We start from the raw sequence: 16,774 nt of genomic DNA on the forward strand, positions 1-16,774 counted from the left end.
TGGTACCCGGCACGCTAAAAGTGAACGTTTTGTTAACCCAACATTTCGACAGTAAGTGATCTCGTGCATGTACTATGATAGTAACTAACAAGTACATTACATCTTTAGGAGGCTATTACAATCCATGATGGAAGTAATCACTGATCAAAAAAATGTGTTTTCTCTTTCAAAGCTCCTGAATGTGGAACCGGGCATTCTGTTTCGACTCTGCCAATATATCGAGTCACGAGGCCATCACTTTGCTAAATCAGAAGAAGGCGCTTTTCAATTTAATGATAATGATATCGCTGTGATTTTAGCCCATTATTGATGGGCTTTTTTGTTTTATAGCGGTAATTCAGCGTGGGATCAGGGCGGGGATAAGCGCTGGAGTTAAGCATGTGTAACAGCGTTATCGCGGACAATTTGCGGCTTTAGCATAAGCTAGCGTGGAAATACAGCGTTAGTGGGCGGTTCGGGGTTCGGGGTCCGAGCTCCGGCTCGGGGGGGTCCGGGTCCGCGTCCGGGCCAGAAGTCGAGGCCAGGTCGCCCGGACTGGCTCAACGGGTTCGCTCAGGATAACGTAGCATCGGTCAGTGAGACGTCCATTTCGGACGTCTCACAATAGTCTAAAGCCTTAACGACTCCTGAGAAAGCCTTTTTCGACCGCTCGCGCAGCAATTTCCCCATTTCCGAGGAAAAATAGCACTCGAGACGGCCTTTTGGGACGTCTCACCGCCAATCCTCGCCCACCTTTCTCCCGAGAGGGCCTTTTCGGCTCTCTCAAAGCTGCAGCCCCCTCCAGACCGCCAAAACCATAAAAAAAGAAGCCCCGCAAGGCTTCTTAGCATACTCACCTCAATCACTTTATCGTGATCGTTGTCACAACCTTATTCGTACCATTCAGCTGTACAAGCCGCCCTTCCTTGAACAACGCCAAGTTGCCGGAGATGGTCACGCCGGAAGCAACTTGATAAATGGTCGTTTCCTCCTTGCCATTGATCGTTTGCACGATAGAAATCGTAGCAAGTCCGCCCTGGGCATTCAGGGTCGTTCCTTTTAATTTCCCCTGAAGTTCAAACGGCAAATTCTCATCCACCATTTTGGTCACTTCAATATAAATGACTTTGCTGTCGGAGGTGCGAATATCGACCTCGTCGCCGATTTTGAGATCAACCGCCCCGACCTTCACGCCGTTGCGATAGACGATCACATCCGGATGAAGCGTAAACGTTGTGGTAACTCCTGACTTCGTAAGCTTCAATTCGTTGTTGCTGACCGCTGCGCTCACGGTGCCGTTATTTGTAATCGGCTGCACCATTTTGGTCACTTCGATGTAGATGACTTTGTTCTCCGAGGTGCGGACGTTGACGGCATCGCCAACCTGAAGCGCAGATAGAGCAACCTTCACGCCATTGCGGTAAACGACGACATCCGGATGAAGCGTTATTTCAAAATTCACGCCGTTCTTCTGGAGTTTCAGCACGTTGTTGCTCACAGCGGCAGTAATGGTTCCGCTATTCGTGATGGCTTGCGCTGTTTGTGTGACTTCAATAAAAATAACTTTGTTCTCCGACGTCCGAACATTCACTTCATCCCCAACCTGCAGGGCGGAAGCAGCAACCTTCACCCCATTGCGGTAAACGACGACATCCGGATGAAGCGCTATTTCAAAATTCACGCCGCTCTTCTTGAGTTTAAGTATGTTGTTGCTCACGGCGGCAGTAATGGTTCCGCTATTCGTGATGGCTTGCGCTGTTTGTGTGACTTCAACAAGAATAACTTTATTCTCCGACGTACGAACATTCACCTCATCGCCAACTTGCAGGGCGGTAGCGGCAACCTTCACCCCATTGCGATAAATAACCGCATCCGGGTGCAGAGTATAGTCGGTTACAACACCTGATTTCGTAAGCTTTAGCACATTGCTGTTCACGACGGCCGAGACTGTACCGCTGCTGGATATCGGAACAACCGGCTTGGTCACTTCAATAAAGATAACTTTGTTATCTGAGGTGCGAATGTTAATTTCATCGCCGATTTTCAGCTCACCGGGATTCACTCGGACACCGTTTCGGTATACGACGACATCCGGATGAAGCAGCAAAGAAGATGTAACGCCCGACTTCGTAAGCGTCAATGTATTGTTCGCAACCGCCGCGCTTACTGTACCGCTGTTAATGGTGGTTTGCACGGATTTGATCACTTCAATATAAATAATTTGATTGTTAAAAGTTCTTACGCTCACTTCGTCCCCAGCTTGCAGGGCGGAAGGGCTCACTTTGGTCCCGTTCCGGTAAATGTAAACATCCGGATGCAAGGAATAGGTAGATGTCCTCCCTGAACTTGTCATCACAAGTGCATTACCGTTGGCAACACTGTTTACGGTTCCCGTTAGTGTGTTGTTTCCTTGATCGGGCAATTGACCTCCTGTACGATCAAGCAATGCAGCAAGCTGAGCCCTTGTCACCGGCTGATTCGGTCTGAACGTATTGTCTTCGAAGCCGTCCACTAAGCCTTTTTCAATGGCAACGGCCACATAACCGACGGAACCTGCCGGGATTTGCTTCGCATCCTTGAAGGGCAGCGTCGTATTCATTTTCGCTTTGGCCTGAGCATCCAGCTTCAGTGCTTTAACCAAAAGCGTTGTCGCCCACAGCCGGTCGCCTTCTTTTTGAGGCTGAACGTTGTCGTCATTTTCGGCAAATAAATCGTTTTCTACCGCAACAGCTACATAGCCGACAGCCCAGGAAGGAACTTTATTGGCATCTTTAAAATTGAGATGAGTGCTCATTTTGGATGATGATTCTGCTTGGCTGCGAAGTCCCATGAGACGAACGGCCGCCGTAATCGCTTCAATACGCGAAACGGTGTTCTGCGGTTTAAAAGTCCCATCCTCATATCCCTCAAAAACACGCTGCGAGGCTAAACTCGCAATGTAGCGTATCGCCCACTCCGCGCTCTTCAAATCGTTAAAGGTGAGATGGATTTCGTATTTCCCGTCATCTTTGCGGTTGTCATTGTCTTTGGCTAAAGCGGCAGTGCTGCTTCCCATGATCGTTACAAAAGCTAGGCCAGTCGCGATTACTTTTTTGAGCATCAAGCTTCACTCACACTCCTTATTCTAAGATAAATGCATCTACCAGAACAATTCGTGGATATGGTTATTTTTAGGAGGGTGATCTTTCATTTTCCACCCAAAAATTTTCCAAGTGAATACCTTCTGTCCCGAGCCGTCACTCCGTTGGCGAAAACGCCTGCATTATGCTATGTTGGAAGAAATTGCGAGTAAGGGAGTGAATGATCGGATGACGCCTACACCGGATGCATCGCTGTCACCGTTTCATCCAATACTGAGGGAATGGTTTATTTCGCGCTTCGGCGAACCCACTGACGTGCAAAAGCAGGCTTGGAAGGAAATACGCTCCGGCACGCATACCCTCATCTCTTCCCCTACGGGTTCAGGCAAAACCTTGGCAGCTTTACTGCCTTGCATGGACGGTATTATGAAAAAGAAGCAGGCGCTCGGCAATCCTTACGCCCCCGGTGTTCGTGTGCTGGTGGTGACCCCGCTTAAAGCGTTAAACAACGATATTCACGATCATTTGTTTCATTATATAAACGAAATCGAAGAGCTTGCGTCCACGCTTGAAAAGGATGCCGCCTGGCACGGACTCCGTGTCGGCGTTCGTACCGGCGATACCACACAGAGCACGCGAGCCTCCATGTTGAAACACCCGCCGGATCTGCTGGTGACGACACCGGAGTCGCTCTACCTTCTGCTTACTTCCCCGCGCGCAAGGGAGATGCTAAAGAGCGTAGAACAGATCGTCATCGACGAAATCCACGATCTGGCGGCCGATAAGCGCGGCATGCATTTGTCACTGACGCTGGAAAGGCTGGACATGTGGTGCGGGCGATCCGTTCAACGGATCGGCGTCTCCGCCACACAGAAGCCGATCCAGCGGGTCGCTCGTTTTCTCGGCGGATGGGAGGCGGACGAGCCACGTCCTGTCGCAATTATCGAAAGCAAGGCCGAGAAGCATTACGCACTGCAGGTGACGATGCCGGAGCCGGCGCGAGCCGGGGCGGATAAAGAGGCAATCTGGACGCCTCTTGTAGAACGCTTGCTGCAGCTGATGGACGGCTGCCGCACCGTGCTCATCTTCGCCAACAGCCGCAGGCTGTGCGAACGGTTAACTCTGCGGCTCAATGACCATGTCGGCCATGAGATCGCGCGCAGCCATCACGGCAGCGTCGCCCGCGAGACCCGGCTCGAGGTCGAGCGCCAGCTCAAAGCCGGCGAGCTGCGCTGCCTGGTGGCTACGTCGTCGCTGGAGCTCGGCATCGACGTCGGCCATGTCGAGCTGGTCATCCAGATCGACTCGCCTTTCACCGCTGCCGCAGGCATCCAGCGGATCGGCCGCGCCGGCCACGCCGTCGGCAGCGTCTCCCGCGGTGTGCTGCTCGCGCGCAGCCGCAGCCTGCTGCCGGAGCTCGCGGTGCTCGGCCGGCGGATCGCGGCGCGCGACATCGAGGACATCCGCATTCCGCGGGGCAGCCTCGATGTGCTGGCGCAGCAGCTTGTCGCCATGACCGCCATGGGCGATGAGCTGCATGTTGCGCTTCTGGCGCGCCTGCTCGCGCAGAGCGAATCCTTCCGCGAGGTGCCGCAGGAACGCTGGCTCGCGATGCTGGAGGTGCTCGCGGGCTTGTATCCCTTTGCGCGTCCGCTCATCGCATGGGACCGCGAAACCGGCCGCTTGGAACGATTGGCGGCCACACAAATGGCCGCGCTGACGGGCGCGGGCACCATTCCCCAGAGCACGGCCTACCCCGTGCATCACAACGAAACCGGCCTTCATCTGGGCGAGCTGGATGAGGAATTCATTCACGAATCGTCGGTCGGCGACGTATTCCAGCTGGGTACGGCTTCTTGGCGAATCGTCCGCAAGCGTCCGGAGCGCATCTACGTGCAGGAAGCCGACAACCGGTACAGCGAAATCCCTTTCTGGCGCGGAGAATCCGGCGGAAAGTCTTATCAGCTCGGCGTGCAAACGGGAGCGCTTTGGCGTGAGATGCGGGATCGCCTGCTTGGAGAGTCACGCACGCAAGGAGATCTGGACGTTCAAGAATGGCTCATGGAGCAGTACTTCTTTGATGCAGAAGCCAGCCAATCTCTCATCGGACTCATCCGCAATCAGATTGCGGTTAATACGGTACCGACCGATCGGACGGTTGTGATTGAAGCCTTTGCCGATGAACAGAACCAAACCCATTATGTGCTGCACAGCCTATTCGGCCGTAAAGTAAACCGAACTTGGTTAATGGCTCTGGAGAAGCAACTTATCCACAAAGGGTATACAGCCCTCTATACGAATGCCAAGGATAATGGGATCGAACTGATTTTTCCTAGCTATCAAGAATCGATTGTGTCTGATATCATGTCTCTTTCTTATATAGAAGCAGAGCATCTGATTATTGGAGCCGTCGCGGAGTCCGGTATGTTTGGCGCCGCCTTCCAGCGGCTGGCGGAAACTTCCCTGCTGCTTTCCCGCAGCTTTACGAGAATGCCTGCCTGGCTCAAGCGGCTCCGCGGGCAAGAGCTTATGAAAGAAGCTCTGCCTTTCAAGGAGCGTTTCCCGCTCTTTCAAGAGGCTATGCGCGAATGCCTGGAAGAACATGTCGATATGGGCCATCTACAAGTCATTCTGGAAGCCATTCAGGCAGGAGACATTCACTTTGCCGTTCATCGCAACCATTTTCCTTCTCCTTTGGCGGCTCAATTTCAATCCGATTACGTGGCCCAGAAAATATATGAATCAGATAGCTTATCCCAGGATCTGCAAGTAGAATTGCTCGGCTTTAGCAGGCAGATGGCAGCTGATATTTTCGGAGCGGAGACCGTCCGGAACGCGATAAGCCCTCAGGTCATCGAAGCCGAAGAGACGCGTCTCGCCAAAACGGAAGAAGCGTGGACATCTGCCGAGCATGTGCTGCGTTATTTAAAAGAACGCGGCGACGCTTCCGTCCCCGAGCTCGCCAAGGCGGGTTCGGCCTCCGAATCGTCAGCCCGCGCCTGGATGCATGAACTGCTTGAGCAAGGCAAGGCGGCAGCGGCTCCGTTCACCGGGGAGACTCGTTATATAAGCCGTGATGAAGTGGAATTTTATTCTTCGCTCTTCCTGGATCCTCTCGCCAGAACGTTCGTCTTCCAAAGATATGCCGACGGGAAGCTGAGCTTCACCGAGGAGGAACTTGCGGCTCGCTACGGGATGGAGGCTGCGCCTGTTGCGAGCTGGGTTGCGGAAGCGGTAAGCGCACGGGTCATTGAGCCTGCACCTTTTGCCGATCCCGAATTGGAATCGCTTTGGACGAGCAGCAAGGTAGCTTCGCGGTTAATACGCCAATCTCTTCAGGTGCTTAGACGAGACAGCTCGGCGATTCTACCGATGACTTTCTTGACGCATATGCCGCTCATGCGGAAGCTAATAAATAGAACGGACGTTCCCGGCATGGAACGACTGCAGGAAATCATCTCCGATTTGCAAGGCTTCTTCCTGCCCGTTTCGCTGTGGGAGTCGGTTTTGTTCCCGACCAGACAGCTGTCCTACCGGAAGCAGGATCTCGACACCTTGTGCTCATCAGGTGAAATCATGTGGATCGGCCGCAAGGAGCCCGACGAAAAAGAAGGCCGTATCGCCTTTTTTCTGACGGAAAGCACTGCGCTTATTGAGCCTTGCCTTGCCGCCATGCGCCATAAACCCGCTTCCGATCCGGGGCTTCTCAGCCTCATGCAGGATAAAGGAGCTGTCTTTCTCAGCAAGCTTGGTCTTGAAACCGGAAGGGCCCCATCCACATTGCTGGAGCAATTACTGGGCCTCGTGTGGGAGGGTCATGCCGCTAACGATCAATTCGCTCCTCTGCGGCTTCATGCTGCGGGCGCTTCCCCTGCGAAGAAAGGAGATAAATTCCAGTCCGGTCTTGGCCGCTGGTACGCCCTGAACACGCTGCATAATCCCGCCTTTGACAGGCAATCTTCCGCTATGCAGTGGACGCATCATCTCTTAGAGCAATTCGGTCTAATCACCAAAGATCTGGTCGCTGCGCTATGTCCGTTCCCATGGGAAGCCGTTCATACCGCTCTGCGCCAACTGGAAGAATGGGGACTTGTCGTCCGAGGACTGTTTATCGCCGATTTGCATGCGCTCCAATTCGCAACAAAAGACTTCATCCGGCAATTGCATCAGCCAGCGGCGATTGATTCGGACCGGCAGCCTGCATTCACGCTGGTCAGTGCTGTCGATCCGGCTAATCCTTTTGGACTGCTGGTCCCATGGCCTGACAAGACCGGCGTTTCTTTCTCTCGCAAAAGCGGCAACTATTTAGCTCTCAAAGGGAGCGATTGGTTGTATTGGATTGAAAACAACGGGAAGCGCATTTATCAGCTGAGCAGCCGCAGCCATGATCAGGCGGAGACCGTCCATGAGCTGCGCCTCCTGTTCCGGCAATTGCTTAAACAGCATCAGCTGCGTAAAATCGTCATCGACACGTGGAACGGCGTCCGGATCTCCGATGCGCCCGAGCAGGAATTTCTGAAGCTTCTGGGCGCAGAAAAAGACCGTACAAGCTTAGTTCTTTGGCCTAGCCAACTAAGCTGAATACGGTCTTCTGTAGACTTAAAATCCGATAAATACGGTCCCCTCATGAACTTTCGTCGAATACGTTTGAACACAGCCTGTATCCGGAGCTTGCACGAGACCCGATGGAAGATGAATTTTGCGGTCATGCATCGGACAAAACACATGCTCATCACAGACAATGCCCTCGGCAAGCACGCCTTCTTTGTGCGGACAGCGGTTTTGAATCGCGGTCAGCTTGCCACTTTTCATCTTGAAGAGGGCTACCTCTTCCCCTTGATAACGAATCGTTTTGCCTGTATTTACAGCTAAATCTTCATAGGATACGGCCTCCACCCAAATCGTTTGCCTATCTTGTGTTTTCATGGTCTCTCCTCCTCAGCGATTTATTAGATAAGCTCAACGACTTCGTACAGGTCGCGCTGAATTTCCCGGCTTTCGATCGCTTGTTTCCAAGGGTCCTTCGTCACGGAAAGCGCTTGGTTCATTCTGTCGCATAATGGTTTGCGCTCTTCCTCATTCTGAACGACATCACGGATATGCTCGATGCCCAAACGGTGCACCCATTCGCTTGTGCGCTCGCCGTATTTACCGGTTTCGCGGTAATACTGCAGATAGGCTTCGGCATATTCGATAATTTCTTGCTCTGTTTTCACCGTTGTTAAGAGGTCGCCAACGCGTACCTTCACACCGCCGTTTCCTCCGGCATACAGCTCCCAACCGCCATCTACGGATACAACGCCTAAATCCTTAATACCGGATTCCGCACAGTTCCGCGGACATCCCGATACAGCCAGCTTCACCTTGGCCGGTGTGTTCAAACGCTCAAAACGCTTCTCCAGCTCGATGCCCACCGCCATGGAATCGCCCGTACCGAACCGGCAAAATGTTTCGCCGACGCATGTTTTGACAGTACGCAGCGCCTTACCGTACGCATAGCCCGAGGGCATATCGAGCGCTTCCCACATCGCCGTAAGGTCTTCCTTTTTCACGCCGAGCAAGTCAAGACGTTGTCCCCCGGTAAACTTCACGGTCGGGACCTTGAATTGCTCCGCTACTTCGGCAATCCGCTTCAATTCGGTCGGATTCGTTACGCCGCCATAGATTCGCGGAACTACCGAGTAGGTGCCGTCCTTTTGAATATTCGCATGCATCCGCTCGTTAACGAAGCGCGAAGTGCTGTCGTCTATATAGGTTTCAGGACTTACCATTCCTAAATAGTAGTTGAGCGCAGGACGGCATTTGGAACAGCCCTCTTCATTTTTCCAACTGAGCACACTCATGACTTCGCGTACATGCGACAAGCCTTTTTCCCGAATAGCCTCAACAACTTCATCCCTCGTATAGTCCGTGCAAGAGCAAATCGACTCTTTTACAGCGTTTTTATCGTAAGAGGACCCAAGCGTGAAAGCTAACAGATCGCTGACAAGCGGTTTGCAGCCGCCGCAAGAACGGGAAGCCGTCGTGCAGTTTTTCACCTCATCTACGGAGGTTAAACCTTGCTCTTTAATCGCGGAACAGATCGTTCCTTTGGTTACGCCGTTGCATCCGCAAATAATCGCATCGTCCTTCATATCGGCGACACCGGAAGCCGCACCGCCTCCACCCTCTGCATCCGTCAAAATCGAAGTCTTAGCCATGCCGCTGACATCCGTTTCTTCGCGAATCATTTGCATAAGCCTCGTGCCGTCCGCCGTATCTCCAAAGAGCACCGCGCCGACGATTTTGTTTTCCTTAATCACGACTTTCTTGTACACACCGGTGAACTCATCGTGAATGCGTATCGCTTTCGTTCCTTCTTCGTCCCCGAATTTCCCGCCTGAGAATACGTCAACACCGGATACTTTCAGCTTCGTATAGAGAACGGAGCCTTCATAAGGACCCGTTTCCACGCCTGCCAAATGCTTCGCTAACACAGCGCCCTGTTCATAGAGCGGCGCTACAAGACCGTATGCAATGCCACGGTGCATCGCACATTCCCCAACCGCATACACATTGGGAACACTCGTTTGCAAATAATCATTTACAATAATGCCGGGATTACACTCTAGGCCGGAACTTTTGGCCAGCGCTACATTCGGGCGAATGCCTACCGCCATGACGATCAGATCGGCTTCAGCCACTGTGCCGTCTTTGAATTTCAAACCAGTAACTCGTTTATGACCGATGATTTCTGCGGATTGCTTCTCCAGTAAGAAGTTAATCCCTTGCTCTTCCAGAGCTGCTTGCAGCATTTTGGACGCTGTGTAATCCAATTGACGCTCCATGATCGCGTCGCCGATATGAACAACATCCACTTTCATTCCTAAGTTCAAGAAGCCTCTCGCTGCTTCCAATCCGAGCAAGCCGCCGCCGATGACGATTGCTTTTTTGTATTTTTTTGCGGATTCAATCATGATTTCACAATCACGGATGGTCCGATAGGCCATAACCCCCTCTTTGTCCGCGCCAGGTAGTGGAATCATAAAAGGATTGGACCCTGTTGCCAAAATCAATTTATCGTAGGAAACCGTTACCCCTTTATCGCTCGTTACGGTTTGAGCCGTTGTATCGATTTCCGTTACCGTTTGGTTTGTATGGAGTGTAATCTTATTGTTTGCGTACCATTCATAAGGATGGATGACGATATCCTCGACTTTGGAATCTCCCGAAAGTACGTAGGATAGCAAAATCCGGTTATAATTCGGATGAGGCTCTGTACCAAAAATCGTTACTTCATATTTATCAGGAGCAAGTTTAAGCAAATGTTCAACCGCGTTAACACCCGCCATCCCATTTCCGACTAAAACCAGCTTTTCTTTTGGAGTCATAGTATCATCTTCCTTTCTAAATAACCGTCGGAGTCATTTTCACTTTGCCGCCCTCGCCAATCCAACTGCGCTTCCACTCCCTCTGGACAACCGCGATTATAATGATGCAGCATGCCGCAATGGCGCTCAAAATGAGGAAGCCCGGCGCGAAAGAACCTGTCGCTAACTTCACATTCCCCAAAATTTTAGGCAAGAAATAACCGCCCAGTCCGCCTGCTGCGCCAACAATTCCGGTTACAACGCCGATTTCCGCTTTGAACCGCTGCGGCACCAGTTGGAACACCGAACCATTGCCCATGCCAAAAGCCATCATGGCAACAAATAACAAGACCGTTGTCACAGGGAGTGCCGGAAGCGTAGAAATCCCCGCCATCATCAAGGCGACAACCCCATATAACCCCATCAGCATCCGAATACCGCCGACTTTATCGGCCAGCCAACCGCCTACCGGTCGGAAGAAGCTTCCGCCAATCACGCATAGGGTTGTAAAATCAGCTGCGCGAACCGGCGAGAGGCCGTACTGCGTATTGAAGAAGATTGTTAAATAGGTCGACATCCCGACGAAACCGCCGAACGTTACGCTATATAAAATACAGAACAGCCAGGAGTCCTTTTGTTTCAAAACTTTGCCGTATTCAGCCATTGTTTTGGGCGCCGGTTTATTTGGGCTGTCTTTCGCCAATAGACTGAAAATAACCAAAGTCGCTGCGATCGGAATCATCGCAATACCGAATACGACGTGCCAATCGCCATAATGCTGGGCAAGCCGGTTAGCAAAGAGCGTTGCGAAGATGGTTCCGCTGTTCCCCGCTCCGGCGATTCCCATCGCCAAGCCTTGATATTGCGGCGGGTACCAAGAGCTTGCAAGCGGCAGTGCGGCGGCAAAGCTTGCTCCGGCAATACCGAGCATCAACGCCACGAAGTACATGTCACCCATGGTGTCGGCGAACTGCCATCCCCAGAATAAAGGAACCAAGGTTAGCGTCAATCCGATTTGTCCGGTGAGCTTCGGACCGATCTTATCGGTCAGAACGCCAAGCACCAGCCGAAGCACCGCTCCGCCTAATGTAGGCAGGGCAACAAGATTTGCTTTTTCGGCGGCATTTAGATGAAAATCATTAGCCAGAATGACCGCCAGCGGTCCTAACAGCACCCAAACCATGAAGCTCATGTCAAAATACAAGAATGCACTGAACAAGGACCCTTTGTGTCCGACTTGCAAAAAACTTTTCCGATCAACCATGATCTTTCCTCTCCCTTTGTGAGGCTCGTCGCCTTCTTTTTGTTCCTACCCTTACTTGCATTAGCGTTTATACTACCATGGAAAAAGGCCGACAAACATACCCCTTCCTACGTTGGGATGTTATCGGCCTCTTCGCCACTGCTGCCACATCTTCGTGAACAGCATGTTAAATAAGACTAAGTAAACGTAAAAAGCCTATCCGGTTACGTATTTGTAAGAGGATAGGCGCCATTGCCTGAGTTTGTGGCACATCATTGTGCCGATTTCTAGTTTGATTATAGTACGGCTTTAGATCCGCGTCAATAAACATGACACAAAATATTTTCAACCGGCAGTTTCTCCTACTATATCGACAAAATTCAAGTGCATATGCTATAGTTGTGCCGTATAATCATTCATCCACCCATTAAACCTAACATAAAGTTGCCATGAGATAAAAGCTTAACGATGGAGGTATACCCATGTTGCAATCATTTTTACTGATCGATGAGTTAAAGCAAACTCGCTCAGCTACCTCCTCGTCATCTGCCATCGAGATGAGCTATTCAAATCGTACCCATGGACCCTTCCCTGACGAAGTGTTGAAAGATTTGGGCTTTCGCATCTATGCGGCATCTACAGTAAAAGAAATTTCCTTTATCATTCCTAAGGTCGATGCTGTATTATTAAGTGTAAACCCGGGCCAAGTGGAGGCATGGCGCACTTGTGTGCTGGCTCAGCGCAGCCTCCCCCTCTTTTGGTGGTGCGATGTGCACACTTTTCCTTCTAACGAATGCAAAATGGATGCAGGTATAGATGGTTTAATCGGTTCAACGATGAGTCCGCTTGAAATTCACTGCGCACTGCTTCTGGGCGTGAATCACTATTTCAGGCGCACGGAGTGGCAGCAGGAACGCGAACAGCTCCTCTCCAAGCTGGAGGAACGCAAATGGGTCGATCAAGCCAAGCGGATCTTATGCGAGATTAAAGGTATTTCCGAAGCGGAAGCCTACGATTTTTTGCGAAAACAAGCCATGAATGAGCGAAAACGCATGGCAGATGTCGCTACCTCCATCGTCAAGGTGTACCAAATACTACAAGATCAGAATCAAGGAGGCCGGAAACGATGATATCTTTACTAAAAGAAGTTGGCCGCGGCAAACGCGGAGCAAGAGATCTCTCGTATGAAGAGGCTTCCCAAGCAGCCGAGCTCATGCTGACAGGCGGCGCTACACAGGCTCAAATGGGGGCATTTCTAGTAGCCGAACGGATCAAAATGGAATCGCCGGATGAGATTAAAGCCTTTATCGATGCGCTGCGTAAACGCACTGTTTCTTATCCGATTCCCGGCAATATGGACTGCGCCGGACCTTACGACGGACGCTCACGTACGTTCATCGCGACCTTGCCGACCGCATTCGTGCTTGCGGCTTGCGGTCTTCCTGCTGCGCTGCACGGCAGTCCGAGCATGCCTCCCAAATGGGGCATCACATTGACGGATGTGCTGGATGCTCTTGGCGTGCCCGTGCTTACGACAGCGCGCGAAGCGCTGATTTCCGCTGCGGCACGAACAGGCTTCCTGTTCACGCCGACGGAAAGCTGGTGCGCTCCGCTCGGAGAGCTGCGCGAACTCCGCATGGAGCTGGGCCTGCGGACCGTATTTAACACCGCCGAGAAGCTGCTTCGTTTCACGGAAGCCCCTTTCATGGCTATCGGCGTGTTTCATGGCACGGTATTCGAGAAAATTACGAATTTGCTTATCGAACTGGGCATCTCTCGCGGTATCGTCGTGCAGGGGATGGAAGGATCGGAAGACCTCTCCGTCGACAAACGCACGCGGACTTACGTCATTCAAGAAGGCTCCAGCGAATTGTTCATTGTAGATCCTGAAATTTATGAATTGATGGTCGAAGTGCCTGAAGTTGAATGGACCGCCAAGCTGCAAGGTGAAACGGCCTTGGCCGTCCTGCGCGGAGAAGCTGAACTCCCTTACTTGAACATGGTGCTGCTCAACAGCGCCGTGCGGCTCTGGGTTTCCGGGAAAGCGGGGTCCATTGAAGAAGGTATCTACATGGCCCGTCACGCCATTGAGCAAGGGACCGCCCTTCAGAAATATACCGAGTGGACCGAGGCGATTAAGCCAGTATCCGCTACTTAAACATCTCGCACTCCAATCCGAGCAATAAGAATTAGGCGAAGGAAAATAGCTGGAAAATCTCCCGCTAAATCGCTCGAAAGATGACCTAACAGGAAAATAAAAGGAAAACCTCCCGTTAATTTGACCGGATTCAGAGAATTCTCATGAACTCGGCGCAAATAGAGGGAGGTTTTCCTGCTAAACGGGTCTGACAAGCTTCTGCAGTCGAATTAGAGGGAATTTCCCCCCTTATTTTGACCACAGTAGCATAACTTATAGGACAGTCTCTTCGCATTATTTCACGAAATCCGCTACCTGCTTCACCATGCCTTCAACGGAAATCACGCCGCAGGCTGAGGCCTTTTGCATTATTTCACTTCCCGATAAACTGTTCCGTGAACATTTTACCGCAGGGTCCTCCATTTACGATACCGACCCCAATGTGTGTGTAATCTTTGCTTAATATATTCGCTTTGTGGCCAGGTGAATTCATCAGCGCTTCATGGGCCGCTTGCACGGATTGATTGCATGCGATGTTTTCTCCTGCTGCGTTATAGGTGATGCCGAATTTTTCCATCATTTGAAAGGGTGAGCCATACGTCGGCGAATCATGAGAGAAATATTTATTGTCGACCATATCCTGGCTTTTGAGTCTTGCCGTTTTGGTCAGTTCTGCATCGGCAGCAAGCGGAGCTAGTCCAGCAGCAGCGCGCGCCTTATTCACCAAATCCAACATTTGCTGTTCCTCTACCGTTAATCCCGTTGTCGGCGGGACTTGAGGGGATGGTAGCGGTTCAGGCTGCGACGGCGACGGTTCGGATGGCGGTGGGGTCGGTGCCGGCGGTGGAACCGGTTTTTTAGGAATTTTCAAGTTCCCATACGCCCATAGAATGGACTGAAGCGTTTGATCATCGACGTTTCCGGTAACCGGAAGGCCGTATCTGCTTTGAAATGCTTTAACACCCGATTGTGTTTGGTTGCCATAGTAACCTGTAATGGGTCCGCTATAGTATCCCAGAGATTTCAGCATCCCCTGAACCGCATATACATCCGGCCCCTTAGCCCCTTTTCCAAAAGCATAGGCAGTCGTTGAAGTTGAGCAAAACAAGGCGATACAGATTAGTAGGATCCAGACATGCTTTTTCCTGCCATGAAACATGCGTTAACGTTCACTCCCTGTCGTCGTCAGTATCATTCGCCCGACATGGGCGATAGCCCTTAGAGTGACCTATTTTTTGGATTTTATCCATTTTTGTGAAAAGAAGACCAGTTTCCGGTGCAGCGAAAACCAGTCATTTAACATTAAGGTACAAGATTAAAGACCCTATATATAATGACAGCAGCTTGTGCTCTGGTCGCATGATCTTTTGGTGCAAAGTTGCCGTTACCAACGCCTTCGATAACGCCAATTTTCTGCATCGCTATCACAGCATCCGCTGCATATTCCGAAATATCGGAGCTATCCGCAAACTGTGCGGCGATTGTATTTCCGCTGATTTTCACTTTCAATAATTTTATCGTCCGATCGATCATTACGGCCATGTCCTGTCTCGTTATGGAATCATTTATACCGAAACTGCCGTCGTCTTTTCCTTGCGTAATCCCTAACTTCTCCGCAGCTGCAATTGAACTATAGTACCATTCGCCTTTTTTAACATCAGTAAGCGTGCTTACAGCATGGTCGTCATCCAGGTCAAATGCTTGCATAAGAATCTTGATAAACTGTGCTCTTGTAACGTTATTGTTCGGTTCAAACATATGCTCGCTAACACCGTTAATGATCCCTCTTGCGGCCAATGCTTCTATGCTGGCTTTGGCCCATTGTACATTGGCAATATCTTGGAAGCTTACTTCGTTGTACAAAGCCACATACTTACCTGTTTGTTCGGTATGAAAGGAAACTTTTCCGGTTGCAGGATTAAATTTACTATTTTTTACAACTTCAAGTTTTCCATTCTCATTAATAAAATAAATGACAACCTTCCCGGCGTCTTTATTCGTGTCATCCAGTTTGTAATCCCAAGACATTTTTACACTTGCATCATTTACATGGCTCGTTTCTTTCCCATCAACACCTAGTCTAATATCGTAAACAGGATTGTTTCCAATCACCTTCGACACTTCTGGAGAGAGTTTGCCTGCATCCTCTTTCTTTAGTGAAAGCTGCACATTGGAGGTTGCAGTTTTTAACAAATCCATCGGCAAAGTTACGGTAGCCATGCCTGCGTCAATCTCGATCTTCTGAATGTTATTGTCAGCTGCCATTTTAATAATGGGTTCAGGAATATTAATAATAGCTTCGTTTGCATCTTTCGCGATTGTTGTTTTGATCGTAGCTGTGCCTTCATTGGCGGAATTAATTGCATTCTTCATTTCCAATTCTGTAATTGTAATCGTGGTAGATGGGATGGAAACATAACCTCCACCTGAACCAGGACTGCTGGAAATGGTGACAGATGCCGTCTGATTCGTAGAAAAATCCGAGTCATTCATTCTGCCATCCATCAATTTGACTGACTGAAGCGTCACATTGGCTGTTCCGGCAGCTATGCCTTTAAATTTGATGGAGCTCAGAGGAACATGACCGTTTTCATGCATCTCGTTGCCCATCTTGGAGTAAGCAATGGTAAACGTGTTATCTCTTGGGACTACGATCGTTTGTCCGCCTGAAAGTAATGAGACTGCCGATGAGTAGGAAAGCTTATCCGTATCGGCTGAAACAACAACCTCGTATCCCACCAAATCCTTCACATTATCCGCTTCTACCGTCAGAATAAATTCGTCCCCGGTATTCATACCGCTCTTATTTGATTTTAATTGAAACGAGGCCGTATCTTCAGCGAAAATGACACTATTCACAGGTAAAAGTGAAACAAGACAGATCATCATCATGAACATGGACATGGACTTATACTTTTTTCTCATCATAGCACCTCAAATTAAGCTAGATAGAGAGGGTACTGCTAATACCCTCTCGGTAATACTT

At 50.5% G+C, this 16,774-nt stretch carries 10 protein-coding genes; 4 read left to right on the plus strand and 6 right to left on the minus strand.

The genetic code is table 11. From position 1 onward, the window contains the following. Positions 1-124 precede the first annotated feature (124 nt). Positions 125-310 carry a hypothetical protein gene (locus GC097_RS30470; RefSeq protein ID WP_171687027.1) on the plus strand — a complete coding sequence of 62 codons (186 nt, stop codon included), beginning with the start codon at positions 125-127 and terminating at the stop codon, positions 308-310. Between the two features lie 531 nt (positions 311-841). Here the strand turns inward: GC097_RS30470 and GC097_RS30475 are convergent. Further along, positions 842-3,079 carry an S-layer homology domain-containing protein gene (locus GC097_RS30475; protein WP_171687107.1) on the minus strand — a complete coding sequence of 746 codons (2,238 nt, stop codon included), beginning with the start codon at positions 3,077-3,079 and terminating at the stop codon, positions 842-844. A 196-nt stretch (positions 3,080-3,275) separates the two neighbouring features. On the opposite strand from GC097_RS30475, the gene GC097_RS30480 reads away from it, so the two are divergent. Beyond that, the gene (locus GC097_RS30480; RefSeq protein WP_312875749.1) at positions 3,276-7,640 is read left to right on the plus strand and encodes a DEAD/DEAH box helicase; all 4,365 of its coding nucleotides are present in this window, start codon (positions 3,276-3,278) and stop codon (positions 7,638-7,640) included. A gap of 18 nt (positions 7,641-7,658) precedes the next feature. Here GC097_RS30480 and nirD read toward each other — a convergent pair whose 3' ends face one another. The 3 genes from nirD to GC097_RS30495 are packed head-to-tail and all read right to left on the minus strand — an operon-like array spanning position 7,659 to position 11,672. Further along, on the minus strand, positions 7,659-7,985 hold the full coding sequence (gene nirD, locus GC097_RS30485; RefSeq protein WP_171687028.1) for a nitrite reductase small subunit NirD: 327 nt from the start codon (positions 7,983-7,985) through the stop codon (positions 7,659-7,661). Positions 7,986-8,008: 23 nt separating this feature from the next. Further along, entirely contained in the window at positions 8,009-10,429 is a 2,421-nt protein-coding gene (gene nirB, locus GC097_RS30490; RefSeq protein ID WP_171687029.1) for a nitrite reductase large subunit NirB, read from the minus strand. Positions 10,430-10,445: 16 nt separating this feature from the next. Beyond that, the gene (locus tag GC097_RS30495) at positions 10,446-11,672 is read right to left on the minus strand and encodes a nitrate/nitrite transporter (RefSeq protein ID WP_171687030.1); all 1,227 of its coding nucleotides are present in this window, start codon (positions 11,670-11,672) and stop codon (positions 10,446-10,448) included. Between the two features lie 461 nt (positions 11,673-12,133). Here GC097_RS30495 and GC097_RS30500 point away from each other — a divergent pair, with 461 nt between their 5' ends. Together GC097_RS30500 and GC097_RS30505 are read left to right on the plus strand one after the other, a co-directional pair. Continuing rightward, positions 12,134-12,781 carry an ANTAR domain-containing response regulator gene (locus GC097_RS30500; protein WP_246294561.1) on the plus strand — a complete coding sequence of 216 codons (648 nt, stop codon included), beginning with the start codon at positions 12,134-12,136 and terminating at the stop codon, positions 12,779-12,781. Next, positions 12,778-13,809, plus strand: coding sequence for an anthranilate phosphoribosyltransferase (locus GC097_RS30505; RefSeq protein ID WP_171687031.1), 1,032 nt, complete (start codon positions 12,778-12,780; stop codon positions 13,807-13,809). Before GC097_RS30500 ends, GC097_RS30505 begins: the two co-directional genes overlap by 4 nt. A 352-nt stretch (positions 13,810-14,161) precedes the next feature. Here the strand turns inward: GC097_RS30505 and GC097_RS30510 are convergent, their stop codons facing one another. Both GC097_RS30510 and GC097_RS30515 read right to left on the minus strand, forming a co-directional pair. Then, positions 14,162-14,947 (minus strand): peptidoglycan-binding protein, encoded by a 786-nt coding sequence (locus GC097_RS30510; protein ID WP_171687032.1) that lies wholly within the window; start codon positions 14,945-14,947, stop codon positions 14,162-14,164. A gap of 143 nt (positions 14,948-15,090) precedes the next feature. Next, on the minus strand, positions 15,091-16,713 hold the full coding sequence (locus GC097_RS30515; protein WP_171687033.1) for an S-layer homology domain-containing protein: 1,623 nt from the start codon (positions 16,711-16,713) through the stop codon (positions 15,091-15,093). Positions 16,714-16,774: the final 61 nt, after the last annotated feature.

The organism is Paenibacillus planticolens, from assembly GCF_013141725.1.
GTDB lineage: Bacteria > Bacillota > Bacilli > Paenibacillales > NBRC-103111 > Paenibacillus_E > Paenibacillus_E planticolens.

Excerpts from the sequence above, each read along its gene's own strand:
- GC097_RS30505 (WP_171687031.1), top strand. The coding sequence starts at position 12,778 with ATGATATCTTTACTAAAAGAAGTTGGCCGCGGCAAACGCGGAGCAAGA.
- nirD (WP_171687028.1), bottom strand. The coding sequence starts at position 7,985 with ATGAAAACACAAGATAGGCAAACGATTTGGGTGGAGGCCGTATCCTAT.
- GC097_RS30515 (WP_171687033.1), bottom strand. The coding sequence starts at position 16,713 with ATGAGAAAAAAGTATAAGTCCATGTCCATGTTCATGATGATGATCTGT.
- GC097_RS30495 (WP_171687030.1), bottom strand. The coding sequence starts at position 11,672 with ATGGTTGATCGGAAAAGTTTTTTGCAAGTCGGACACAAAGGGTCCTTG.
- GC097_RS30510 (WP_171687032.1), bottom strand. The coding sequence starts at position 14,947 with ATGTTTCATGGCAGGAAAAAGCATGTCTGGATCCTACTAATCTGTATC.
- GC097_RS30500 (WP_246294561.1), top strand. The coding sequence starts at position 12,134 with ATGTTGCAATCATTTTTACTGATCGATGAGTTAAAGCAAACTCGCTCA.
- GC097_RS30470 (WP_171687027.1), top strand. The coding sequence starts at position 125 with ATGATGGAAGTAATCACTGATCAAAAAAATGTGTTTTCTCTTTCAAAG.
- nirB (WP_171687029.1), bottom strand. The coding sequence starts at position 10,429 with ATGACTCCAAAAGAAAAGCTGGTTTTAGTCGGAAATGGGATGGCGGGT.
- GC097_RS30475 (WP_171687107.1), bottom strand. The coding sequence starts at position 3,079 with ATGCTCAAAAAAGTAATCGCGACTGGCCTAGCTTTTGTAACGATCATG.